Raw genomic sequence first — 23,295 nt, 5'->3', positions numbered from 1 at the left:
TTTATCCCTGCAAACTAGAATAAGTTTTTTAACCCTATGTCCTCTCCAAACACAGACAACACAGGCTGTGCAAATGCACTCGATACCGCTGACGCTTTAGCTATTCATTCTGCTGCTAATCTTGCGGTGAATACGCCTGCGGTTAATTCTGTGGTGAATACGCCTGCTGTTAATTCGCTTCGGCGCGCAAAAGTCTTGATGGTGCAGGGCACAACGTCGGATGCGGGTAAGAGCACCTTAGTGGCGGGGATTTGTCGTTTGCTCGCCCGAGAGGGCGTAAAGGTTGCGCCCTTTAAGCCGCAAAATATGGCGCTCAATAGCGCTGTGACTATTGATGGCGGCGAGATCGGCCGCGCACAGGCGTTGCAAGCCGTGGCCTGTTATCTTGAGCCCCATACCGATTTTAATCCTATTCTGCTTAAACCTAGCTCGGACACGGGCGCGCAAATTATCGTTCACGGCAAAGCCCTGACGACGCTCGAAGCCTCGGCCTTTTTTGGGTCTAAATCTAAGGATTACAAGGCAATGGCACTCGCTGCTGTGCTGGAATCCTTCGAGCGATTAAGTGGCCAGTATCAAACCATAGTGGTGGAAGGCGCGGGCAGTCCGGCGGAGATCAATCTGCGCGAGGGCGATATTGCCAACATGGGATTTGCCGAAGCCGTAGATTGCCCTGTGATCATCATTGCCGATATCGATAAGGGCGGCGTATTTGCCCATTTGGTCGGGACGCTGGCGCTGTTATCTGAGTCTGAACAGGCGCGGGTAAAGGGCTTTGTGATCAATCGTTTCCGTGGCGATATTAGCCTGTTGCAATCTGGCCTCGATTGGCTTGAAGCTTATACGAACAAGCCTGTTTTAGGCGTGTTGCCTTATCTGCATGATTTGCATCTCGATGCCGAAGATGCGCTGATAAGCTCGCCGACTAAAGGCGCTAACAGCCGCTTTAAAGTGCGGGTATTAGTGTACCCAAGGATCAGTAATCACACGGATTTTGATCCGCTGCGGTTGCATCCCGATATCGATTTTGACTATGTGTCATTGCAAACCCAAGCTGCGAGTCACGCCACTCATTTGCCCGCCGCCGATGTATTGATCTTACCCGGCAGTAAGAATGTGCGCGCCGATTTGGCCTTTTTACGCCAGCAAGGTTGGGATAAGGATATCGCTACACATCTGCGTTACGGCGGGAAAGTGCTCGGCATTTGCGGCGGTTACCAAATGTTAGGCCAAAGCATTGCCGATCCCCTAGGGATTGAAGACAGTGCGGGCGATACCGAAGGACTTGGCTACTTACCATTGAGCACAGAACTGAAAGCCGATAAACAGTTACGGCGGGTGAGCGGTGAGCTAACGTTACTTGGGCAAACAGTTGCTGTGCAGGGCTATGAAATCCACTGCGGCGAATCACGTTATCTTATCCCTAGGCTTGAACAAGCGAATGCGCCCTTGCTGTTAATCCCAGAATCGACATTATTAACCGCGCCATCGATGAGTTTTGCCGATGGCCTGCAAACTGATGATGGGCAAATCTTAGGTACTTATTTACACGGGCTGTTTGATAGCCCTGATGCCTGTCAGCTGATCCTGTGCTGGGCGGGATTAAACGATGCTAAGACCATAAATATCAATCAAATACGTGAGCAGCAACTTGAGCGTTTAGCCGATGTGTTAGCCGAGCATCTAGATATGCAAAAATTACAGACTATTTGGGATGCCGCAGTTCAGCGTTGAATTCGGCAAAGAATGGATATTGTGAGAGCGGCATTTAAACACTAACCATTTGCCGCAGTCTATTGAACCATTTATAAAAGCAGACATTTTTAGCAGCAGAGTGAAGAGAAGACCATGACAGCACAGAACGACAATGAACAAGCGCAAATCAAGGCCGAACGCCACAAGGCTCGCCAACAAAAAGTGAAAGCGGGTGTGGATGCTAAAATTGCCGCCGCCCAAGAAGAAAAGGGCATTTTGCTGGTATTAACCGGTAACGGCAAAGGTAAATCGACCTCAGGTTTTGGCACGGTGGCCCGCGCCGTCGGTCACGGTAAAAAAGCGGCAGTTGTGCAATTTATCAAAGGCACCTGGGAGTGCGGTGAGCGTAACTTACTCGAAGGCGCAGGGGTTGAATTCCATGTGATGGGCACAGGTTTTACCTGGGAAACCCAAGATAAAGAAAAGGATACCGCCGCCGCTGTGCTCGCTTGGGAAGCCGCTGAAAAGCTGCTGCAAGATGAGTCGATTGACTGCTTGATGCTGGATGAGCTGACCTACATGGTGAGCTATCACTATCTGGATGTGGAACGTGTGCTTAGCGCACTTAAAAATCGTCCACCGATGCAGCATGTGATTATTACGGGCCGTGCTTGCCACCGTGCCATCATCGAGCTTGCAGATACGGTCAGCGAAGTGCAGCCGCTGAAACACGCCTTCGAAGCGGGTATCAAGGCGCAGCAAGGTTTTGATTACTAATCGAACTTGGTAAAAGTCGGCGCATAAGCGACTATCTGTTATTGGCTGGCAGCTAGGCCTTTAGTCACTTACCGTTCAACGTTCAGTGTTCAAAGTGTTCTCAAGGATGATCCTATGAATAAGCGTATCGTGATTTGTGCCGATGGGACTTGGAATCGGCCCGAGAAAGATCTTAAGGTCGATTTCCCAACCAATGTGCTGCGCCTCGCGCGGGCGATCAGCCCCTTGGCCAGTGACGGCAAACCCCAGCAAGTGTTTTACGATTGGGGTGTTGGTTCCTATTACGATGAAGCCATGGGCGGCGCAACAGGGCGCGGTTTGCATAAAAACATCATGGATGGGTATCGCTACATAGTGCAAAACTATTCTCCCGGCGACGAGATTTACCTCTTTGGCTTTAGCCGTGGTGCTTACACTGTGCGTTGCCTGTGTGGCTTGATTAATAACTGCGGCATACTCAAACGCCCCGATGCGGCATTGATTCAGCAAGCCTTCGACCACTATAAAAAAAGCAGTGCGCCCTTTGCACCTGACGGCGAAAAATCCCTCGAATTTAGAGCTAGATACAGCCACGAATCGCGGGACATCAAGTTTGTTGGCGTGTGGGATACCGTTGGCGCTATGGGGATCCCTATCTCGTTTTTAGGCTTGTTCGAAGATAAAGATGAGTTTTACGACACTAAAATTGGCCGCAATGTGCGCGTTGCCCGCCATGCCTTAGCCATAGACGAACACCGCAGCGACTTTGAGCCCACCATCTGGCAACTGCGCGACAATATGGACATGCAACAGGTGTGGTTTGCCGGTGCCCATAGCAATATTGGCGGCAGTTATAAACCCGATAAAGACGGCGCATTGCTATCCGACAATGCGCTGCTGTGGATGATATCTGAGGCGCAGAAATTTGATTTAAGCTTAGAGCCACACTTAGCCGCGAGTGTGCACCCGAGTCCGTTAGCCACCTTGCATGATTCGAGGCGCAGCTTTTATCGGATAAAACAGGAATATTTACGGCCACTCGATCCTGCATTAGTCCCTGTGCTTTTGCATCATTCGGTCAAGGCCCGCTGGGATCAAGATCCTAAGTATCGCCCCAAGAATCTACAAACCTATATCGAACACTATGGCTGGCCAGAGCAGCTAGTTTAACTCTTTAAAAATTAAGGCATATCATGATTAAGCGCCACTTAGCTGGACTCGTTTTTGGGCTCAGCTTGTTTCTTCCCCACAGCGTGTTGGCCGATCCCGCTAAACGTATTATTGCGCTCTCGCCCCACGCGGTAGAAATGCTCTACGCCATAGGCGCGGGCGATGCCATAGTGGCCGCAACCGATTATGCGGATTATCCCGAGGCGGCCAAAAAAATCCCGCGCATTGGCGGTTACTATGGCATTCAAATGGAGCGGGTGATGGAGCTTAATCCCGATCTGATTGTGGTGTGGGATACGGGCAATAAAGCTGAAGATATCAATCAACTTAAGGCTCTGGGTTTTAACCTATATGGTAGCGATCCCAAAACTTTAGAAGGGGTTGCCAAGGAACTGGAAGAGCTTGGTAAATTAACCGGTCACGTTGAAGAGGCGAGCAAGGCCGCCGCCGCGTATCGCGCCGAACTTATCCGTTTACGGACTGATAATGCCAGTAAATCAGAGCCTAAAGTGTTTTATCAACTCTGGTCGACGCCCTTGATGACGGTTTCTAAAAACAGTTGGATCCAACAAATCATCAGTGTCTGTCATGGCCAAAATGTGTTTTACGATGCCGCCAGTGATTACCCGCAGGTGAGTTTAGAAAATGTGTTGCTGACCTTGCCCGAGGTGATTTTGCAGAGCCAAGAAGAAGGCAATGTTAAAGGTGTCGATTGGAGCCAATGGCCCGAAATTCCCGCCGTTAAAAATCAGCATATTTATCAACTCAATGCCGATTTATTACATCGCGCGACGCCCAGAGCCTTACTCGGCGTTCAAGCCTTATGTGATGCCTTGGATAAAGCGCGTTAAATAAAAACGCCTGACAGATTATTCCGTCAGGCGTTTAGTCAGATGTCGCTATTGTTTAAGGAGTTAGAAAGGTGCGTCTATATCGACCACATCAATCAGCTTGTGATTTACAAACTCTTTCAATCCTAAATCAATCAACTCGCGGCCATAACCTGAGCGGCGCACGCCACCAAAGGGCAAATCGGCCTTGACCATAGTCGGATGATTAACAAACATCATGCCAGTGGAAACCTGCTTAGCGACCGCCAGCCCGCGTTTAGTATCGGCGGTAAACACTGAGCCACCCAGTCCAAAGGGTGAGTCATTGGCGACGGCAATCGCTGCTTGCTCATCCTTCACTTTGTGGATACTGGACACAGGACCGAAGAATTCCCAATAGTAGGCGGGGTTATCTGGCGTCAGGTTTGTCAGTATTGTTGGCTGCACAAAGGCGCCTTGCTGCGGCACTTTTGGCCCCACTTCGGTCGCGGTTGCACCGTGTTTCACGGCATCACGGATTTTCTGCTTCAACTCATCGGCGGCGCCTTGGGAAGACAGCGGTGCCAGCGTGGTGGTGGGATCCATAGGATCGCCCGCTTTTAACGCTTCGATTCCTCTGATATAGCCTTGCATAAATTCATCGTAAATGGCTTCAACTAAGATCATCCGCTTAGATGAGGTGCAGACCTGACCCGCATTCCAATGACGACCAAATACAGCCCAGTCGATGGTTTTGGGGAGCTCGGCGTCTTCAAGTACGATAAAAGCATCAGCGCCACCCAGTTCGAGGGTGGACTTTTTCAGCGCCTTACCGGCCTGAGCCGCAATGTGCGATCCCGCATCTTCTGAGCCTGTGAGGGCGACCCCATGCACTTTGGGTGAGTTGATGATCTGCCCTATTTGTTCTCGGGTGGCGTACAGGTTTTGGAATGCGCCTGCGGGTAATCCGGCATCGCGCATTAGACCTTCAAATGCGGCGGCGCACTGGGGCACGTTGGATGCATGTTTGAGTAGTAAGGTATTTCCGGCAGCAAGCTGGGGCGCGAGAATGCGAGCAATTTGATAGTAGGGGAAGTTCCAAGGTTCGATGGCCAGCAATACGCCCAGCGGCTCGTTAACCAGTATCGCCTCACCTTCGGCGGGATCGGCAACGGGCAGTTTTTGTGGGGCTAACAATCGCTCGGCATGTTCGGCGTAGTATTCGAAAATTTGCGCCGACAGTTCGACTTCAACCTCAGCTTCTGCGGTAACTTTGCCCATTTCTAAGGTCAGCAATTTAGCGTAAGCGGGCTTGCTGTCTCTGAGGATGTGAGCGGCTTTAGTGAGTACGGCGGCCTTGTCGGCAAAAGGCGTGGTTCGCCAACTTAAAAATGCCTGATGGGCGGATTCTATCGCCTGCGTGACTTCGTTATCTGTTGCATTTGGAAATTCTTTAACTAGCTCTCCCGTAAAGGGATTGATCGTTGCATAAGCCATATGTTCCTCCAAGCGTTCAACGAATAGAGAGTAAATGCCAACTCTTGGCATCGAGGGTGGAAATATCGTGTCCGTTGTTATCTCCCTTGCCATCTTGCTGACCATAGAGGTGAGGCAAGGGGTTGATTGATGAGCTTTAAACTCGCGCAGTGGCAGGCTGTGTTTTAGCCGCGTCCGTTAACTTTGATAAAAATATCAAAGGGATGATGGGCGCCTGCCAGAGGCGTTTTTAACTGTTTTAAACCGCAAGCTTTTTATAACGTTCAGCCATGGCATTGGCGGCGATCATGGCTTGATAGACATCGTCGGCAGTTAACTGCATCGGCATATTGCCCATAGTGTCGCCCTCTGCGCAGGCAATCTCAGCCACTTTGCGCCACTCTGCTTCGACAAAGGTTTTTAGCCCCAAATCGGCGAGCGTGAGCGGCAGTCCCGCGGTTTTGATGATGTGAATGACGTTATCGATTTCGGCTTTGGGGGCATTTTCGAGTACTAGCTGGGTGAGCAAGCCAAACACCACTTTCTCGCCGTGCTGGGCTTTATGTAGGTCAGCTACCGCCGACATACCGTTGTTCACAGCATGGGCTGCGGCTAATCCGCCGGCTTCGGCCCCGACACCACTGAGATAAATCGTCGCTTCAATGATTTGCTCAAGTGCGGGAGTGACTATCTTGTTTCTCACCGCATCCATAGCGGCTTCAACATTTTTAGTCAGTAATTGATAGCAAAGTTGCGCTAATCCCAGCCCAGTGCGGGAAGGTTTTTTCAATACGAGATTGACGCCATCGGACTGATAACAGGCGCGGGCTTCAAAGTAAGTGGCCAGTGCATCGCCTATGCCTGCCGCAAAAAATCGGGCCGGAGCCGCGGCGATAATGGCTGTGTCGGCAACAACAGCATCAGGATTTTGTGGCAGAAACAGATAGCGTTCAAACTCACCGGTTTCGGAATAGATCACGGCAAGTGCCGTACATGGTGCATCGGTTGAAGCAATGGTTGGGTAGAGCACCACTGGCCGTTTTTGATAGAAGGCGACGGCTTTGGCGGCATCTAAGGTTTTACCCCCACCAACTCCAACAATTACATTGGTATGATGCTGTTCTGCCAGTGCACCTAAGCGCTTTATTTCTGCTTCGCTGCACTCATAGTTGAATTTTTCGAGATGGCTGCTGATCCCATTTTGATCCAGCCCTGCGACCGCTTCATTCTCAACTCGGCTGAGGATAAATTCATCGCAGATGATAAAAGCATTGTCACCAAAGTCCTTAACATAATCATGCAATTGAGCTAATAAGCCCTTGCCGATAATGAATTTTTTAGGGGAAGTGACGGTACGCGGAACGACAGTGCTCATAGAGCCTCCTTTGCACTTATGACGGTTATCCTTTCATGCTTACCCTAGCATACGCTTAATTTATCGTCACAGCATGAGTGGTGGTAATGTTTTTATTATGCAGCGTAAATTACTACTTTAGTGCTTAATTGTTAGATTAAAAATGTGGTTTATTATTTTATTGGTCGAGTTAAATACTTGTCTGTTTCTTTCTGGTTTTTTCTGGTTTAAGGCAGCGGCGAGGGCTCAGAGAGCGAGGCGAACTCAGTTGGTGAAGAGATGTAAGACTGAGCGGGCGAACAGATTTAAGATTGAGCAGGTGAGCGATGTAAGACATCTAATCAAGTGATGAAGCTAAAACTGGATTGTGGGAATAGCGGAAACGCCTGCTGTGGAAACACTGCATAGTCATTAATTTAATGGGAATTTATTACCTCAAACCCGCCCTAAGCCTTGCTCGCTGTTCATGCTTTATGTGATGCTCTCTACTGTCGTTAATTTGTGTCCTCGCTAGATGAAATCGTTAGTTGAGATAAAAGATATGTAATCAAGGAGTGAAGATGACAGAGCTGAATGCGTTAGGGCAAGAAGCCAGTAAAGGCACGTTAATATTCCTCTGTGGCAAAATGGGCGCAGGTAAATCCACCTTATCGCGACAACTTGCCGAGGCCGAAAACCGCGTTTTAATCTCAGAAGACGAATGGCTGGCGGCGCTGTATGCCGATGAAATTAATGATTTTGATACTTACCTGAAGTATTCCGCTCGTCTTAAGCCCTTGCTTAAAAAGCATGTGCAGGAACTGCTCTGTTCGGGTGTATCTGTGGTGATGGACTTTCCCGCGAATACGGTGAATCAGCGCCTGTGGTTTCGTAGCATTTTTACCGATTGTGGCGCCGCCCATAAGTTGATGCATCTGAATCACAGCGATGCGCTTTGTTTGAGCCAACTCGATAAACGCAGACAAAGCCACCCTGAGCGCGCTATGTTCGATACCGAGGCGATGTTCTGGCATGTGAGCGGTTATTTTCAGCCGCCGACTCTGGATGAAGGCTTTGATCTTGAGGTGATTTAGAGCTAAGTTATTGAAAAATTGATTGAAAGCCAAGCGATTGAAAGCTTAGTGACTGAAGCTTAGTTACAGAATAAAAACAATAGGGAATATCATGTATCAAGTGCTTGAAGACGTTGCCTCAGCCAATGATTTTATCCGTTTACGGCAGATTTCGGGGTTAAGTCCTCGGCCATTGGCGGGCGCTATTAAGGCCTTACCTAGGAGTTTATATGGCGTGCAGATAAAGCTTGCCGATCAAACTGTGGGTATGGGGCGTGTGGTTGGGGACGGCGCGCTGAACTTTGAAATTGTTGATATTGCGGTCGATCCTGAACACCAAGGCAAAGGTTTAGGACGGCTGATTATGCAGCACATTATGGCCTATCTTGACCGTGAAGCTTTTGAGGGTGCGTATATTACCCTGATGGCCGATGTGCCTGAACTCTATGAAAAATTTGGCTTTAAATTCAGCAGCCCCGCAAGTGAAGGCATGTACATAGTAAAATAACGCTGTTAACCCATACACTTTTAACTAAAATTCTCGTAGCGGCACTCGCAACAGGACTCGTCGCTGTAGAGCTTAAATAGCAGTACTCGCAGTCGCAGAGCTAAAACAGTAGAGCTTGAATAACAGAACTCGAACAACAATCAAAGGAAGCTTAATCTATGAATACTTTACTTATTTGCCTATTTGTCGCCATGTTATTGCCGTATCTGGCGAAAGGTCCCGTTGCTTGGGCGATGGCCAAGGCGGGCGGTTATGACAATAATCATCCCCGTGCCCAGCAAGCACAGTTAACCGGTTTTGGTGCTCGCGCCTTGGCAGGGCATCAAAATGCCTTCGAGTCCCTGTTAGTGTTTGGTCTGGCGGTATTAGTGGTTATCGCGACGGGTAAAGTAAACCCCACCACTGAGTGGCTGGCAATTACCCATGTCGCCGCCCGCTTCGTGTACCACATCTTATACCTTGCCAATAAAGGCACCCTACGATCCCTCTCATGGTTTGTCGCCATCTTCAGCGCCTTCGGGATTTTCTTTCAGGCTTTTTAACGATTGATATTAAAGGACTTGGGCGAGCTTTTTAATATTTTCCCGCAGCTCATCGGGCGTATGAGCTGCATAACCCAGTAAGATCGCTTGCCTTGGATAGGGCGCTTGGCAATACCGAGACAAAGGCTGCGCCCCTAAACTGAGTTGGCGGCATTTGTTGATCACTTCGTCTTCGGTTATGTCGCCTTTTAGCCAACACACGAGGTGAATACCTGAATCTGAGGTCTGAACTGACAATTTGTCGGGCAGATACTGCTCAATTGCAGTGATTAACGCCGTTTGGCGCGCTAAGCAGGCTTTTCGAACTCGCCGAACATGCCGCGCGTAATGTCCCTCTGCGATAAACAGCGCCAATGTGGCTTGTTCTAGGTAAGCCGTATGCGAGTCGGCGTAATGTTTGGCAAGGTTAAACGCGTCCACCAGTTTAGGCGGAACGACGAGAAAGCCGAGTCGTAGCTCTGGTAATAACATCTTGGAAAAGGTGCCTGCGTAGATCACCCGCTGTTGTTTATCGAGTCCCTGCAATGCCTGTATTGGGCGGGCGCTATAACGAAACTCGCTATTATAGTCATCTTCTAAAATCCATTTATTTTGCTCAGCGGCCCAATCGAGTAAGGCTAATCGCCGTGGCAGACTCAGGGTTCCGCCGAGGGGGAACTGATGTGAAGGTGCGGTAAAAGCCAGTTTCACCGAGGGCCATTGCTGTATCGCCTCGGCTATCTTTGTGCCTTCATCATCAAGGCTAACTGGGCGGACTTGCAGATTTTGCGAGAGAAAAGCGCCTAAGGCGCCGTCGTATCCGGGTTCATCGAGCCAGACTTCATCTCCCTGTTGTAGCAGTACCTGTGCGGTGAGATTAATGGCTTGCTGAGTGCCATTGACTATGATGATTTGCTCGGGCGTGCAATTTAGCCCTCGGGTTGAACGGGCATAGTCACTGATCGCTTCGCGTAATGGTAAATGCCCAGCACTATGGCTATGTTTCCCCTGCGTTTTGCGCGATTGTCGCCAGACTCTACCTAACAGGCGGCCCCAAAGTTGGTGCGGGAAAAGATCAACACATCCCACGCCAATGTTGAACATGCTGTGGCGGGTATTTCCTTTGTCCCTCAGTCGCGCCATCTCCAGCAACTGTGGATTGAGTTCCAATCCAGAATCAAAGGCTTGAACGCTGACATCACTGCGGTTTGGGATATCGATCAGTTCGTCGGGAATCGTATCAGACACATAGGTGCCCGAACCTGGCTTAGTCAGCAGGTAGCCTTCATCAATTAGGCGATCAAACCCTTGCAGTACTGAGTTTCGCGAAATCTGCATGGTTTCCGATAAGGCTCTGCTGGAGGGCAGCTTCATTCTAGGATGCAAGCGTCCATCGAGAATGGCCTCTCTAAAGGCATGGTAAAGCTGGTCTTTGAGGATGCCATCTTTGAGTTGCAAGTGAGGGAAGTTGGATTGTGATTTTTTCATAAGCCAAACTGGTACTGTAAAAAATACAAAAAGTGTACCTTATGTGGTACCGCAATTGAATCTAGAATCCGGTTTCAGCAAATCTGATGACTATATTCATTTCCAAGGAGCGAGCCTATGTCCAACCCACCACCAACCGTAACCATTGAACAGGTTAAAGAAACAGACTTTTCACTCTGGTTACCACACTGGCGTGATTACCAGACCTTTTACAAAGTGGCACTTTCGGAGGCGATCACCCAAACCACTTGGCATCGGTTTTTTGATCGTCAAGAACCGCTTTATTGCGCCGTTGCGAGGGAGGGCGAAAACCTGCTTGGCTTTGTGCACTTTGTATTTCATCGTTCCACTTGGGCGGAAACTGAGTATTGCTACCTTGAAGATCTGTTTGTCGCCCCAGCGGCGAGGGGCAAGCTTGTCGGTAAGCAACTGATTGAGTTTGTTCAGCAAGCGGCGAATGAGCGAGACTGTGCACGCTTGTATTGGCATACACATGAGACGAATCACACAGCGCAAAAACTCTATGATTGGATTGGCCAAAAGTCGGGCATGATTGAGTATCAAATGCCACTCTAGCTGCCGCGGCATCTATTATCTGCCACTACAATGTGCTAACAAGTGAATCCTAATCCTAATCCTAATCCTAATGCTAAAGGCTTTCAGCATTAGGATTAGATCTCTATGACTTTGGGTTGTCTTTCAATACCTTTTCTATCGCCTTAAATTCCATGTTGTGGAGGGCGTTATCATCCGCTTTATTGAAACTGGAATAAGTTGATGTATTTCAACTATAAAAATCAAAGTCGTGGGGCTTCACCCCACACCCGACCAAGGAGGACTGCTCGTCCTATCCTCCTTGGATGCTCCATGACGCCCCCAACGGAGTTGAAAGCCCCTTGTGCTCATTGGCAAATTTGCTATCGCTTCCGAAGGATGCGTCCCTGCACCTGCGAAAGCTAGCCAGCCATCCATGGCTGGACTCACGCAATTTGCCTATTCGCCCTGCGGCAACTCCGAGGGGATGGTGTATTCCTTTGACTCTGGTGTTATTGGTAAATCATTAAGGCATTAAAGCTCTATAAGTCCAGTTTATTAATTTAGATAGTTGCAAAATATTAGTTAGCTAGAATTACCACTTCTGTTCAAACAGTGAATAATTTTTAATATGTTTTGTTTGATATTCAAGCTCAGGAAATAAAGTTGCTTCGTATATTCCGCAATATTTAAGTTCATTTAATATATCTTCCTTGAACTTAGCTGGGATAATGAAGGAACGTGAAAATTTATCAAATTCATCGTTAACTTTAACATATTGTTGGTTATACAATATTTTACCTGTATGGCAGGTAAAGCAACCTTGCTGTGTGACTAATCTTTTGTTAAGGCGTTTTGGTGTGTACATGAATCCAGCATGTTTTATTAAACGGCCTGTTCCACTGCCTTCGGTGTTAAAACTTAAATTAACTCCTTTATTCGATAATGGACCGTGATACTTTCTCTCTAATGCTAAAAAATCATCAAAACGTAATTCATTAAATAAAATCTGGTCATTTAAAAATTTAAGATGATCTTCGCGGATGGAAGATGCTGCCTGTTCAAAAATATTGTTAAAGTCATCTGCATCGTTATATTCTATTAATTTTGTTAGAAATATTTTGCCAAAATCAAAGTTGTAATAATCGAAATCAAATATATCGTCTACAAAATCGGGTAAAAAAAATATTTTACCATCAAGGTCATTTTCTGTTGAGCACGCAAAATAAAGAGCAACTAATACATTTTCCGTCCAATCAAGAAGCCTTGTAGGTAACCCATAATGCTGGGCATAAGTGAGAAGTTCCAAAACATCAGTATGACGTTCTCTTGCTTCTGGATGCATCCTTACGAACTCATCGATAAGCATGTTTTCATTATAGTATTTGCCGTCTATTGGCCTAAATAAACTAGGTACAAGATTGTGGCGTGCGTTAGATTGACCCCTAAACCACCATTTCTTAGAGTTATGTGAAGTTTCTGTCTTTGCTAATTTAATGGCATCAGCCACACACGCTATTACTTGCTGGTTTTTTGTATCCGAGTTCGACAATTTGTAACTCCTAAACTTGGCTATTTAATAAGAAATACGATGAGTTTACTCATAGAACTCGACAACCGAGCTTTGCAAAAAGATGGTTCTGGTGCAACTTCTTTTAATTATTAAGATGAGTTGTCACTATCTTGAACTACAGGAATACGCAATTCCTTGCGAAGTTGTCGAAATACGCAGATAAAAATGCCGTGGCGACATCATGGATGATGGCGCAGGCTCGGGGGCACATGGATGTACCATCTGAGCAGTTAGGTGACTTTTACTGGGCGTATGATACTGGTTACTAAGGTGTTTACGGAGATATGAGTCATTTAGCTACTGACATACTTAAGTGTTGGCGAAATTAATCACTTGCATGTAAGTGACCGTTGGCGGCATGGATGCCGTCGTCGAGCCCTCAGGGACGAGTTTATGGCGTGTCACTGGAATGAAAGTGATTAATTCTATGCATAAAAGATAAAGCACTAATCACTCATAAAGAGGGGATTGCTGTTAATTCTCTCTTGGTCGACTCTTGATTAACAAATCAGGGGTGAAGCCCCACGACGTTGACTTTTCTTGATAAAAATACTGATAGATGAAACCAATCAATTGGTTGCAAAACTCCACATGGCTTGAATCAACCCATCATTAACTTCAAACACCACCATCACCTCAAAGGGTTCATCTCTAATCCCGCTGATGCGTTCGTGATCGACGACTTTATTGCCCACCGCCATACGGCTGACTATTTCGGCATGGAGATTGGGCAGGTTAAAGCGTTCATTCTGATAGAAGTCACTAAAAGCGGCTTTACCTTGGATGACGGGCGCTGTTGCGGGTGGACGATAGATGCACACATCATCACTGAACTGGGCGACAAAAGTAGCGAGATCGCGCTGGTTGTAGGCTTCAAGCTGGGCTTGCACTAAGGCTTCGGGTGTCGCTATTTTTGCGGTTAAATTGCTCAAGGATGATTCCTTACTGAAATGAATTAGCTCGAAATACATTACTGTGTAGGGAGGGAAAGATCGCTTGCCGTCGCGCTCACTCTCATCGCCATGACTACTTTCTTTCCCTCTAGTATTTTCTCAGTTAAGTATACTATTCCAACAGCTTAAGCTGTGTTTGTCCCCATTGGGTGGCGAAAGGCATCGCCTCCTGCGGACTCAGGACAAACTCCTGTTCGCATCCATCGCCGCGGGGTGTTTCCCAGAATTTGATGGTCTTTGCCTCAAGGGTGAGCTGATAATATCCCGAGCCGTCTGATGAGGGGCATTCAGGATCTAACTCTTTACCTGCAAACAATTTTTCCCTTAATGCTTGGGGTAAAGGATGGCTCATACCATCGAGCATGCTTTGCGGTTTGGTGTCGGCGAAAAACCATTGCCACGGGTGGAAAGGTTTGCCATCGCTAAGGGAGAAGCTGACAAATTCTTGGCTGATGCCATTAGCGCCATAACCTGCGGCCCAGCGATATAGGCGCACACTGAGCCAATGCTGATTAATAAAAATCGGCTCGGCAAAGGTTTCGTCAGTCACAAAACTGCCCATTTGTGCCAGCATTCTGCGGCGAGTGTCAAAGGTTTGTGCTAGCTGGGCTTCATCGGTGAGCTTATGTTCAAGCCATTGATTAATTGCCAAAATCCCCGTTTGTGGGCCTTTAAATTCGATCCCTACTTCTGTGCCAAATGTCAGCGGGCGATACTCAATATTCTCATAGTTTTGCCACTTCCCTCGGCTGAGTTTTGGCGTGGTTTCTAGTGGCAGGTTATAGGCATCGGCGCCGCAATCTTCTATATCATCTGGGCTGGTTTCTCGCTCAAGTTGCACGGGTAACGATTTACTCGCGCTATCTTTAAACCAATGGCTGCTCAGTTTTTGTGGCGTGACAGTATCAAACTGCCAGTTTCCCGTGTTGCCTTCTTCTTTCCACAGTTCATCTTGCTGCTCGAGCCTTATCGGCGTTAAGTAGCGTTGATAGTAATAACTGCCTGTTCCATATTGATTAAAGCAGACTCTGACTTTGCTTTTGCCTAATTGTCCCTGCCAGATCCCCGTCAGTTCATTGGCCGCAAAGGAATGTAATGGGAGCGTAGAAGCAAGCAATAGGCTTGAAGATAAAACCGAGAATAACATCCTTGTGGGCATACTGATTTTCTCTTAAAAGGTCATAGGTTAGGGCTGTATTTTAAGCGAGAGACACTAGCCGATTGTGGTCTAAAAATCAAAATGAATCTGGGGCATAAAAAAGTCGCCCGTAGGCGACTTGATGTTAAAGACTTAAGGCTTACTCAACCTGCCAATCAATGGCTTCGCCTGCACGAATCGGCACTACGTTAGTGTCGCCCAGCGGGTAAGTTGCAGGGACATTCCATGGTTTTTTCACTAGCGTGATCGTGTCGGCGTTACGTGGCAGATTGTAAAAATCTGGGCCATTGAAGCTTGCAAATGCTTCGAGTTTATCTAGCGCATTCACCGATTCGAAGGCTTCGGCATATAGCTCAATTGCGGCATGGGCCGTGTACGAACCCGCACAGCCACATGCGGCTTCTTTCTTATCTTTAGCGTGGGGCGCCGAATCTGTGCCTAAGAAGAACTTCTTGCTACCGCTTGCTGCAGCGGCCAATAACGCCTGCTGGTGGGTATTGCGTTTTAAAATCGGTAGGCAGTAAAAATGTGGGCGAATACCGCCAGCCAGCATGTGGTTGCGGTTATACAGCAAATGGTGGGCTGTAATAGTCGCGGCCACATTATCAGAGGCTTGGGTGACAAAATCGACCGCATCTTTAGTGGTGATATGTTCAAGCACGATTTTAAGTTCTGGGAAATCGGCAACGATTTTGCTGAGGATATTTTCGATAAAGACGCGCTCGCGGTCGAAAATATCAATCGATGAATCCGTGACTTCACCGTGCACTAAAAACAACATACCGACTTCTTGCATGGCTTCGAGGGCTGGGTAGATGTTCTTCAAATCGGTTACGCCTGAATCCGAGTTGGTCGTCGCGCCCGCAGGGTAGAGTTTCGCGGCGACAATTTTACCCGAAGCTTTGGCTTTACGGATTTCATCTGGGCTGGTTTTGTCAGTTAAATACAACACCATCAAAGGTTCGAATTGTGAGCCCGCTGGCACCTGCGCTTTAATGCGGTCGTAATAAGTCAGTGCGGTTTCGGTATCGATAGCGGGCGGCACTAAGTTTGGCATCACGATAGCGCGGCCCATATAGCGGCTGATGTCGCGCACGGTCTCTTTAAGCTGGGCGCCGTCTCTTAAATGAATATGCCAGTCGTCTGGGCGAGTGATTGTTATTGTGGTCATAGGGTTTGGTCTTTTGATCGTTTTTGCTGCGAGGGTGGCAGGATCTTATGTGGCAAGGATTTTACTGTAAAGGGAAACTCGGTAGTTTCGGCCAATAAATCTGTTAGGACATGTAATTGAAACGCTTAGCTGCATGGCTCGCGCTATTTCGCTGTTTTTAGCATCGGACACTTTTGATTAATCTGCTGCGGACACTTTTCGATTTAACCCCCTGTGTCCGCGGACACTTTTATCAACAAACCAAAGTTAACGTTATGAATAATAGTGTGTTTACTGATTTGGCATAGGCTTTGCTATCTCTGTGGTATAGATTTCCAATAGTGTCCGTTGATTGCGCTCCGGCACTGATGATTCCGACAGGGAAGCGAGTAAAGCCATGATTAAAGATACTAGCGGCCAAGATACTGTACTTGTGCCATCGACCACTAAACGTCTTAAGTTACCTCTGTTGATCGGCGGTTGCGCCTTATTAGTCAGCGCCTTAGTGTGGGCGAGCTTGGGCACAGATAGCGTGAGCAAATCCTTAAGCCGCAGCGACATCACTACCGCAACACTCTTTGTTGGAACGTTAACCCGTGATGTTGCGACCACAGGTAAAATTGTGGCGGCGAATGCGCCTATTTTGTATAGCACAGAGGAAGGCACAGTCACTCTGCTGAGTAACCCAGGCGATAGCGTCAATAAAGGCGATGTGGTTGCCAAACTCGATAGCCCAAGATTATCCAATCAGTTAGATCAGGCTAAGTCGATTTTGGCGGGAATGCAGAGTGCGTTAGAGCGCGCCAAGTTGGACGCTAGACGCGGTCAACTGCAAGTGAATCAAACCTTAGACATGGCCGCGGTTGACCTAGAAGCCGCCAACAGAGAACGTCGCCGGGGTGAGTTGTTAATTAAAAATAAGCTGATCAGCGAAATCGATTACGAAAAAGGCAAAGACGAATTGCACAAGGCTAAGCTCAAGTTTGCCCATGCTGAGCAGGAAGTCGCGCTAACAAAAGACACCCTAACCTTTGAAGTTAAAAACAAAGCCTTAGAAGTCGAGCGCCAAACCCTAGCCGTGCACGAACTCGAACGCCAAGTTGAGGCCTTGAATATCAAAGCCCCCGTAGGCGGCATTATCGGCAACTGGATCACAGAGCAGAAAACCCGCCTTAGCGCTAACCAACCGATTCTAACCGTTGTGGATTTAAGCGCCTATGAGGCCGAACTTGCGGTGCCAGAGTCCTACGCCGACGATCTGGGTTTAGGGATGGAAGTTGAGCTCAGTTTCGGCAGCGTGAAGTTAATGGGCAAGTTATCGTCCATCTCCCCCGAAGTACGTAACCGTGAAGTGACCGCAAGAGTGCAGTTCGTTCAAGATAACAGCTTGAAACTGCGTCAGAACCAACGTATCTCCGCCCGAGTCTTGTTAGAGCACAGACCCGATGTGTTGATGGTGAAACGCGGCGCCTTTATGACCAGCGGCGGTGGCGATGTGGTGTACCAAATTGAGGGCGATCTAGCCAGCCGCCGCGCGATCAAACTCGGCAGTACAAGCCTGAGCCAAGTCGAAGTGCTGGATGGCGGCAAAGCCGGAGACGAGTGGGTGATATCCAGTGTCGAGCCCTTTAATCACACCGAACAGGTCAGGATTCATTGATGACCGATATTCGTAAATTACTAAATAACCAATCTGATGAATTTAACAGCGCAGTGATCAAGGTGAATGACGAAACCTGCTGCGACATGGACAAGAATAGGAGCCGAATATGCGTGATACACAATTTGATTTCAGCATGTTGATGTCATCAAAAATGTTTGGCGTGTTGGCCTTACTGCTACTGGTGGTCGCGGTGGAGTTGAGTATCGGTGAAGCCAATAGCTGGTTTTTCCTTGGACTGAATGCGCTGGAATGGACCAATCCTTTGGATGAGGTTCGCCAAGTGGGTGAGGTTTCGGTCGAAAGTGCCGACCTTATATTGGGCGTTTTTGTGTGGCTTGTAGAGTCTGTCGTTGAGCCATTTTTCGGCTGATGACGCTGCCATGCATCGAGTCGTTTAGATGCAGCGTAAAATTGATTTGATTATTTTAAGGAAATTAACATGTTATCAATGAAGAGTGTGAGCAAGGTTTTTAAAACGGATTTAGTGGAAACCCACGCCCTGCGCGATTTTAACCTCGAAGTGAATGAAGGCGAGTTTGTCGCGGTCACGGGTCCTTCTGGCTCAGGTAAAACGACCTTTTTAAATATCGCGGGTTTGCTCGAAGGTTTTACCCACGGTGACTATTTTCTCGATGGCATTAACGTGTCTAACCTGAGCGATAACAAGAGCGCTGCTATCCGTAACGAGAAAATCGGCTTTATCTTCCAAGGCTTTAACTTAATTCCTGACCTTAACTTGGCAGAAAATATCGAAGTGCCGCTGCGCTACCGTGGTTTTAATGCCAAGGAACGCCAACGCCGCGTACAGCAAGCATTAGAACAAGTGGGTTTAGCTTCACGACTCAAGCATTTTCCCACTCAGCTTTCGGGCGGACAGCAACAAAGAGTGGCGATTGCCCGTGCTTTGGCGGGTGAACCCCGCTTCCTGCTCGCCGATGAACCAACGGGTAACCTCGACAGCTTAATGGCGCGCCAAGTGATGGAATTACTTGAAAATATCAACCAAGCGGGCACAACCATCATCATGGTGACACATGATCCTGAACTCGCTCGCCGTGCCCAGCGCAATATTCAAATTGTCGACGGTCAAGTGTGTGATTTTACTATGTATCAGCCCCATGGCAGTGTGCAAACTGCGGCTTCGCACCCATTAGACAAACTTGTCGCCAACGCTGACTAAGGATACGCATTATGTTTTTTTATTATGTTGATTTAGCTTGGCGCAGCATTAAGAAAACCCCCGCGCTGTCGTTGTTGATGGTGTTGGCGATTTCGATTGGTATTGGTATCACAATCACCACGTTAAACGTGTACAAGATGATGTCATTTAATCCTGCGGGTGAACGCTCTGATGAGTTAAATGCGGTTCAACTTTGGAGCCAAGGCCCCGATTCTTGGGATGAGTTTAACTCGTTAGTGACTTATCAAGATGCGATGAATCTGCGCAACAATACCTTACCTAAACGCCAAGCGGCGATGTTTCGTACTGGGATGGCTGTGCAAACGGAGGATGCTAATTTTGCGCCTATTTTAGAAAGCATTCGGGTGACGGACAGTGACTTTTTTAAGCTGTTTGACGTGCCATTTCTGTACGGTAATGCGTGGGATAAAGCCGTCGACACTGAACCTGCTTATCAAGTGGTGATTAACGATAAACTCAATCAAAAGTTGTTTGCGGGTCAAAACAGTGTTGGCAAGGTTATCTATCTTAATCGTAAACCTTATCAAGTGGTTGGGGTGATTAAAGCCTGGGACCCTAAGCCTAAATATTATGATCCCACTAACGGTGCTTTTAACGACACAGAACAAATTTTTGTGCCGTTTTCACTGACACCTATCGAAGAGTTTGATGTATGGGGTAATACCTCGGGTTGGAAGTTTGAGACGATGAATAGTTACAGCGATCGCCTTAACTCTGAAAAAGTGTGGCTGCTGTATTGGGTTGAGTTACCCAATAAAGATGCCGTAACCAGTTACCGTTCTTGGCTCAGTAATTATGTCGCAGAGCAAAAAGCATTGGGCCGCTTTACCGATAAAAAATCTGCCGCAGACTCAGTCAAGGTCTCCGATGTCGCGACTTGGCTTGAATACAATCATGTCGTTCCTGAAGACAATAAAATCTTGGTTGGCTTGAGCGCACTATTTTTAAGTGTTTGTTTAGTCAATATATTAGGTCTAATGCTCACTAAGTTCCTCAAGCGAGCGCCTGAAGTTGGGGTACGCCGCGCAATCGGTGCTAGCCGAGCCCAAATCTTCGCTCAATATATGGTGGAAGTAGGCATGATAGGTTTATTAGGCGGCTTACTGGGACTCGCTTGGGCCTACGCGTCACTTTACGGCTTATCGGCACAGTTTGAGGTCTCGAAGGGGTTAACCCATTTATCGGCGAGTATGTGGATTATCACTCCTAGTATTGCGGTAGGCACAGCCTTGTTGGCTGGCTTGTATCCCGCGTGGGTTGTGTGCCGGACTAAACCTAGCGTTTATCTGAAAAGCCAGTAAGGGACTTATTATGTTACATATTAAACCTATTCTCAGCAGTTTGTTGCGCAGTAAAAGCGGTCCTGTCTTACTGCTTATTCAGATTATTTTGTCTGTGGCAATTGTGGCGAACGCGAGCTTTATTATTCAGGAGCGTTTAGCCCTGATGCAGCGCGTTTCGGGAGTCGAAGAATCTGAAGTCTTGACCTTTAGCTTGTTCAACTTCGATCCATTGATAGATAAAACCGCGCAAAACAAAATTGATCAGCAAATTTTACGTGGGCTACCCAATGTGATTGATGCGACCTCAACCAATATGTTGCCATTAAGCGGTGGCGGCTGGTCGAGCACCTTCAATCTGGGGCCCGATCCGGATAGCGCTAAATCGACACCGCAATTTGCCATGTACTTAGGGACAGATCACACCCTTGAGACCTTAGGTCTTAAGCTGATTGAAGGGCGTAACTTTTACCCCCATGAACTTAAGGACAATCTCGATAGCCCGAGCCGATTAGCGATCATCTCCAGCGCGTTAGCGAAAGCGATTTGGCCTGATGAATCACCACTTGGCAAAGTGTTGTACGAGGGTAAAGATGCACAGATCACTGTGATAGGGGTTGTCGATAAACTGCAAGGCGCGTGGATTGACAGTTCTAGCCTTGAAAACAGTGTGATTCAAAATGTGGATTATGGCAGCAGTTCTTACATGGTTCGGGCCAAACCTGAGTTTCACGCCGAGCTTAAAGATGCGATAAAAAAAGCGTTGCTGGCCGAGAATCCTAACCGAGTTCTCGATGGCTTTAAGTCAATCGAGGCGTTAAAAGATAGCTCATACCGCGATCATAAATTGATGATTACCGTGTTGATCATGATGGTGGTGTTGCTGCTGCTGATCACTTCGCTCGGTTTAACGGGCATGGTGATGTTTAATATCCAGCGCCGCACTAAACAGATAGGTACCCGCCGCGCATTAGGTGCTAAAAAGCGCGATATTATCAGTTACTTCCTCGTGGAGAACTATTTGATTTGCTTAGCGGGAGGCGTGTTGGGCGGCTTGTTAGCGATACAGTTAGGGCAGCAGTTAATGAGAATCTATAGCTTGCCTATGTTGGATTTAAGCTACCCACTATTTACTGTGGCAGGTTTGTTTATTGTCACCACGCTGGCGGTTTACTTACCGGCGCGTAAGGCGGCAAATATTTCGCCAGCAACGGCAACCCGCAGCGTATAGCGAAATATTTGATGTCACTCAAGGTACGATAAAAGCCCAATAAAAGTGCGATAACAATAGGATGTTATTGCACTTTTTGTTACTTTACGGTTAATAGTTTTATATAGGACAACACTCATACTTATGGATACTATCCTCATCGTCGACGACAATCACGCCATCTGCCAAGCCCTAGGTTTGATGCTAGAGCTTAATGATTATCGGGTGCTGACTTGCCATAGTCCGGAGGACGCCCTTGGGTTATTGGCGACGCAAGATGTGGATTTAGTGATCCAAGATATGAACTTTACCCGAGATACCACCTCGGGCGAGGAAGGTAAGCAGCTGTTTTACGCCCTGCGTGAACGCCAAGGCGATCTGCCGATCATTTTGATGACGGCGTGGACCCAACTCGAAACCGCAGTTGAATTAGTGAAAGCGGGCGCGGCCGATTACATGGGTAAACCTTGGGATGACGCTAAGGTGCTCAATAGCATTACCAATTTGATCGCGCTTTATAAACTCTCCCGTGCTAACCATCGTCTCGAGCGGGTGAATCATCAACGCCAAGTGGCGATCGCCGATGCGGACCTCTGTGGGATTGTCTTTGGTAGCGGCGCGATGCAGCGTTGCATTGATTTAGCCTTGCAACTGGCACGCTCCGATGTGTCGGTCCTCATCACTGGCCCTAATGGTGCGGGTAAAGACAAGCTTGCCGATATTCTCCATGCTAATTCTCCCTTAAAAAACAAGCCTTTTATCAAGGTCAATGTCGGCGCTTTGCCGATGGATTTATTAGAGGCAGAGTTGTTTGGTGCCGAGGCGGGGGCTTTTACGGGGGCGACTAAAGCGCGTATTGGTCGCTTTGAAGCGGCCGACGGCGGCACACTGTTTTTAGATGAAATCGGTAACTTGCCCTTATCTGGCCAAGTAAAACTGCTGCGCGTGCTGCAAACCGGTGAATTTGAACGCTTAGGTAGCCATAAAACCCAAAAAGTGAAAGTGCGGGTGATCAGTGCGACCAATGCGGATCTGGCCCAAGATATTGCCGAAGGGCGTTTTCGTGAGGATTTGTTTTACCGCTTAAATGTGATTGAACTGGCGCTATCGCCGCTGAATCAACGCACCGATGATATTTTGCCTTTAGTACAGCATTTTATCGGTAGCGATTTTAGCTTGAGTAAGCCCGCATTGCAGGCGTTGTTGCACCATCGCTGGCCGGGTAATGTGCGTGAGCTGGAAAACGCCTGTAAGCGAGCGGTATTGTTGGCGCAAAGCCATGTGCTGACTGAAGCTGACTTTGGTTTAGCACCTGTCGTGAGTGTCGTAAGAGCTACTTCCCATATTTCGGCAGCTTCTGAGCCTCGACGCTTTGATCAGCGACAGTCTGATCCGCGCATCTTTGAACAGAGACAATCTGATCCACAGCCAGCTTATGCGTCTGCTTCCATTCCCGCTAATGCCACTTTTGCTGATCACTCAGCCTGCAATCTAGCAACGTCTACCAATGAGGTGATAGAGGTGAGTCGAGAAGATATCGAAGCGGCGCTAAAACAGCACCATGGTGTGATTGCTAGGGTCGCCAAAGCGCTTGGGCTCAGTCGTCAGGCGTTGTATCGGCGCATGGATAAGTTTGGTTTAGATAAGTCATAGGCCAAGCGCAGATGCTAGGTCACAGCTTCTAGGCATAGATACTAAGTCTCAGATACTAGGCCACAGAAAGGCTATCGATTAAGGAATGTG

General features: G+C 47.8%; 22 protein-coding genes. 15 read left to right on the top strand and 7 right to left on the bottom strand.

Features of this window, described 5'->3' with window-relative positions:
• Window positions 1-36 precede the first annotated feature (36 nt).
• From FW758_RS07560 to FW758_RS07545, 4 genes are all read left to right on the top strand, one after another.
• Entirely contained in the window at window positions 37-1,734 is a 1,698-nt protein-coding gene (locus FW758_RS07560; protein WP_446445062.1) for a cobyric acid synthase, read from the top strand.
• Window positions 1,735-1,848: 114 nt separating this feature from the next.
• Window positions 1,849-2,472, top strand: a complete 624-nt coding sequence (gene cobO, locus FW758_RS07555) for a cob(I)yrinic acid a,c-diamide adenosyltransferase (protein ID WP_006085878.1) — start codon at window positions 1,849-1,851, stop codon at window positions 2,470-2,472.
• Window positions 2,473-2,586: 114 nt separating this feature from the next.
• Entirely contained in the window at window positions 2,587-3,621 is a 1,035-nt protein-coding gene (locus tag FW758_RS07550) for a DUF2235 domain-containing protein (protein ID WP_063883764.1), read from the top strand.
• A gap of 23 nt (window positions 3,622-3,644) precedes the next feature.
• Window positions 3,645-4,472: a cobalamin-binding protein gene (locus FW758_RS07545; protein WP_259503605.1), complete on the top strand. Its 828-nt coding sequence runs from the start codon at window positions 3,645-3,647 to the stop codon at window positions 4,470-4,472.
• 63 nt (window positions 4,473-4,535) lie between these two features.
• Here the strand turns inward: FW758_RS07545 and FW758_RS07540 are convergent, their stop codons facing one another.
• Together FW758_RS07540 and FW758_RS07535 are read right to left on the bottom strand one after the other, a co-directional pair.
• A complete protein-coding gene (locus FW758_RS07540) occupies window positions 4,536-5,927 on the bottom strand; it encodes an NAD-dependent succinate-semialdehyde dehydrogenase (RefSeq protein ID WP_446445061.1) in 1,392 nt (463 codons plus the stop codon).
• 238 nt (window positions 5,928-6,165) lie between these two features.
• The gene (locus FW758_RS07535) at window positions 6,166-7,281 is read right to left on the bottom strand and encodes a glycerol dehydrogenase (protein ID WP_446445060.1); all 1,116 of its coding nucleotides are present in this window, start codon (window positions 7,279-7,281) and stop codon (window positions 6,166-6,168) included.
• A 539-nt stretch (window positions 7,282-7,820) separates the two neighbouring features.
• Here FW758_RS07535 and FW758_RS07530 point away from each other — a divergent pair.
• The 3 genes from FW758_RS07530 (at window position 7,821) to FW758_RS07520 (ending at window position 9,362) form a co-directional block, all read left to right on the top strand.
• The gene (locus FW758_RS07530) at window positions 7,821-8,333 is read left to right on the top strand and encodes an AAA family ATPase (RefSeq protein WP_446445059.1); all 513 of its coding nucleotides are present in this window, start codon (window positions 7,821-7,823) and stop codon (window positions 8,331-8,333) included.
• A gap of 91 nt (window positions 8,334-8,424) precedes the next feature.
• Window positions 8,425-8,820: a GNAT family N-acetyltransferase gene (locus tag FW758_RS07525; protein WP_259542035.1), complete on the top strand. Its 396-nt coding sequence runs from the start codon at window positions 8,425-8,427 to the stop codon at window positions 8,818-8,820.
• Between the two features lie 158 nt (window positions 8,821-8,978).
• Window positions 8,979-9,362: an MAPEG family protein gene (locus FW758_RS07520; RefSeq protein WP_011847592.1), complete on the top strand. Its 384-nt coding sequence runs from the start codon at window positions 8,979-8,981 to the stop codon at window positions 9,360-9,362.
• Window positions 9,363-9,371: 9 nt separating this feature from the next.
• On the opposite strand, the gene pdxR is transcribed toward FW758_RS07520, so the two are convergent.
• Complete coding sequence (gene pdxR, locus FW758_RS07515) at window positions 9,372-10,829, bottom strand: MocR-like pyridoxine biosynthesis transcription factor PdxR (RefSeq protein WP_446445058.1); 1,458 nt, start codon at window positions 10,827-10,829, stop codon at window positions 9,372-9,374.
• A gap of 117 nt (window positions 10,830-10,946) precedes the next feature.
• Between pdxR and FW758_RS07510 the strand changes: the two genes are divergently transcribed.
• Window positions 10,947-11,405, top strand: a complete 459-nt coding sequence (locus FW758_RS07510) for a GNAT family N-acetyltransferase (RefSeq protein WP_115335355.1) — start codon at window positions 10,947-10,949, stop codon at window positions 11,403-11,405.
• Between the two features lie 553 nt (window positions 11,406-11,958).
• On the opposite strand, the gene FW758_RS07505 is transcribed toward FW758_RS07510, so the two are convergent.
• Window positions 11,959-12,915 carry an FRG domain-containing protein gene (locus FW758_RS07505; RefSeq protein ID WP_446445057.1) on the bottom strand — a complete coding sequence of 319 codons (957 nt, stop codon included), beginning with the start codon at window positions 12,913-12,915 and terminating at the stop codon, window positions 11,959-11,961.
• Window positions 12,916-13,046: 131 nt separating this feature from the next.
• Between FW758_RS07505 and FW758_RS07500 the strand changes: the two genes are divergently transcribed.
• A complete protein-coding gene (locus FW758_RS07500) occupies window positions 13,047-13,205 on the top strand; it encodes a hypothetical protein (RefSeq protein ID WP_446445056.1) in 159 nt (52 codons plus the stop codon).
• Between the two features lie 300 nt (window positions 13,206-13,505).
• On the opposite strand, the gene FW758_RS07495 is transcribed toward FW758_RS07500, so the two are convergent.
• The 3 genes from FW758_RS07495 to pyrC form a co-directional block, all read right to left on the bottom strand.
• Complete coding sequence (locus tag FW758_RS07495) at window positions 13,506-13,907, bottom strand: nuclear transport factor 2 family protein (RefSeq protein ID WP_446445055.1); 402 nt, start codon at window positions 13,905-13,907, stop codon at window positions 13,506-13,508.
• Between the two features lie 94 nt (window positions 13,908-14,001).
• Window positions 14,002-15,048 (bottom strand): hypothetical protein, encoded by a 1,047-nt coding sequence (locus FW758_RS07490; protein WP_446445054.1) that lies wholly within the window; start codon window positions 15,046-15,048, stop codon window positions 14,002-14,004.
• A 139-nt stretch (window positions 15,049-15,187) separates the two neighbouring features.
• Complete coding sequence (pyrC, locus tag FW758_RS07485; protein ID WP_446445053.1) at window positions 15,188-16,219, bottom strand: dihydroorotase; 1,032 nt, start codon at window positions 16,217-16,219, stop codon at window positions 15,188-15,190.
• A 376-nt stretch (window positions 16,220-16,595) separates the two neighbouring features.
• Here pyrC and FW758_RS07480 point away from each other — a divergent pair, with 376 nt between their 5' ends.
• The 6 genes from FW758_RS07480 to FW758_RS07455 all read left to right on the top strand — a co-directional run bounded on the left by FW758_RS07480 (window position 16,596) and on the right by FW758_RS07455 (window position 23,205).
• Window positions 16,596-17,858 carry an efflux RND transporter periplasmic adaptor subunit gene (locus FW758_RS07480; RefSeq protein WP_446445052.1) on the top strand — a complete coding sequence of 421 codons (1,263 nt, stop codon included), beginning with the start codon at window positions 16,596-16,598 and terminating at the stop codon, window positions 17,856-17,858.
• A gap of 109 nt (window positions 17,859-17,967) precedes the next feature.
• Window positions 17,968-18,231 carry a hypothetical protein gene (locus FW758_RS07475; protein WP_115335350.1) on the top strand — a complete coding sequence of 88 codons (264 nt, stop codon included), beginning with the start codon at window positions 17,968-17,970 and terminating at the stop codon, window positions 18,229-18,231.
• A gap of 69 nt (window positions 18,232-18,300) precedes the next feature.
• A complete protein-coding gene (locus FW758_RS07470; RefSeq protein WP_006085861.1) occupies window positions 18,301-19,041 on the top strand; it encodes an ABC transporter ATP-binding protein in 741 nt (246 codons plus the stop codon).
• Window positions 19,042-19,052: 11 nt separating this feature from the next.
• Complete coding sequence (locus FW758_RS07465) at window positions 19,053-20,363, top strand: ABC transporter permease (RefSeq protein ID WP_446445051.1); 1,311 nt, start codon at window positions 19,053-19,055, stop codon at window positions 20,361-20,363.
• A 10-nt stretch (window positions 20,364-20,373) separates the two neighbouring features.
• Window positions 20,374-21,573, top strand: a complete 1,200-nt coding sequence (locus FW758_RS07460) for an FtsX-like permease family protein (RefSeq protein ID WP_446445050.1) — start codon at window positions 20,374-20,376, stop codon at window positions 21,571-21,573.
• 123 nt (window positions 21,574-21,696) lie between these two features.
• Window positions 21,697-23,205, top strand: a complete 1,509-nt coding sequence (locus tag FW758_RS07455; RefSeq protein WP_446445049.1) for a sigma-54-dependent transcriptional regulator — start codon at window positions 21,697-21,699, stop codon at window positions 23,203-23,205.
• The last annotated feature ends 90 nt before the right edge of the window (window positions 23,206-23,295 follow it).

This window comes from Shewanella sp. 1180_01 (assembly GCF_052850535.1).
This window is presented reverse-complemented; position numbering and strand designations above follow the sequence as displayed.

Coding starts and splice junctions, on each gene's coding strand:
- FW758_RS07560 (WP_446445062.1), top strand. CDS start 37: ATGTCCTCTCCAAACACAGACAACACAGGCTGTGCAAATGCACTCGAT.
- cobO (WP_006085878.1), top strand. CDS start 1,849: ATGACAGCACAGAACGACAATGAACAAGCGCAAATCAAGGCCGAACGC.
- FW758_RS07550 (WP_063883764.1), top strand. CDS start 2,587: ATGAATAAGCGTATCGTGATTTGTGCCGATGGGACTTGGAATCGGCCC.
- FW758_RS07545 (WP_259503605.1), top strand. CDS start 3,645: ATGATTAAGCGCCACTTAGCTGGACTCGTTTTTGGGCTCAGCTTGTTT.
- FW758_RS07540 (WP_446445061.1), bottom strand. CDS start 5,927: ATGGCTTATGCAACGATCAATCCCTTTACGGGAGAGCTAGTTAAAGAA.
- FW758_RS07535 (WP_446445060.1), bottom strand. CDS start 7,281: ATGAGCACTGTCGTTCCGCGTACCGTCACTTCCCCTAAAAAATTCATT.
- FW758_RS07530 (WP_446445059.1), top strand. CDS start 7,821: ATGACAGAGCTGAATGCGTTAGGGCAAGAAGCCAGTAAAGGCACGTTA.
- FW758_RS07525 (WP_259542035.1), top strand. CDS start 8,425: ATGTATCAAGTGCTTGAAGACGTTGCCTCAGCCAATGATTTTATCCGT.
- FW758_RS07520 (WP_011847592.1), top strand. CDS start 8,979: ATGAATACTTTACTTATTTGCCTATTTGTCGCCATGTTATTGCCGTAT.
- pdxR (WP_446445058.1), bottom strand. CDS start 10,829: ATGAAAAAATCACAATCCAACTTCCCTCACTTGCAACTCAAAGATGGC.
- FW758_RS07510 (WP_115335355.1), top strand. CDS start 10,947: ATGTCCAACCCACCACCAACCGTAACCATTGAACAGGTTAAAGAAACA.
- FW758_RS07495 (WP_446445055.1), bottom strand. CDS start 13,907: ATGTATTTCGAGCTAATTCATTTCAGTAAGGAATCATCCTTGAGCAAT.
- FW758_RS07490 (WP_446445054.1), bottom strand. CDS start 15,048: ATGCCCACAAGGATGTTATTCTCGGTTTTATCTTCAAGCCTATTGCTT.
- pyrC (WP_446445053.1), bottom strand. CDS start 16,219: ATGACCACAATAACAATCACTCGCCCAGACGACTGGCATATTCATTTA.
- FW758_RS07480 (WP_446445052.1), top strand. CDS start 16,596: ATGATTAAAGATACTAGCGGCCAAGATACTGTACTTGTGCCATCGACC.
- FW758_RS07475 (WP_115335350.1), top strand. CDS start 17,968: ATGCGTGATACACAATTTGATTTCAGCATGTTGATGTCATCAAAAATG.
- FW758_RS07470 (WP_006085861.1), top strand. CDS start 18,301: ATGTTATCAATGAAGAGTGTGAGCAAGGTTTTTAAAACGGATTTAGTG.
- FW758_RS07465 (WP_446445051.1), top strand. CDS start 19,053: ATGTTTTTTTATTATGTTGATTTAGCTTGGCGCAGCATTAAGAAAACC.
- FW758_RS07460 (WP_446445050.1), top strand. CDS start 20,374: ATGTTACATATTAAACCTATTCTCAGCAGTTTGTTGCGCAGTAAAAGC.
- FW758_RS07455 (WP_446445049.1), top strand. CDS start 21,697: ATGGATACTATCCTCATCGTCGACGACAATCACGCCATCTGCCAAGCC.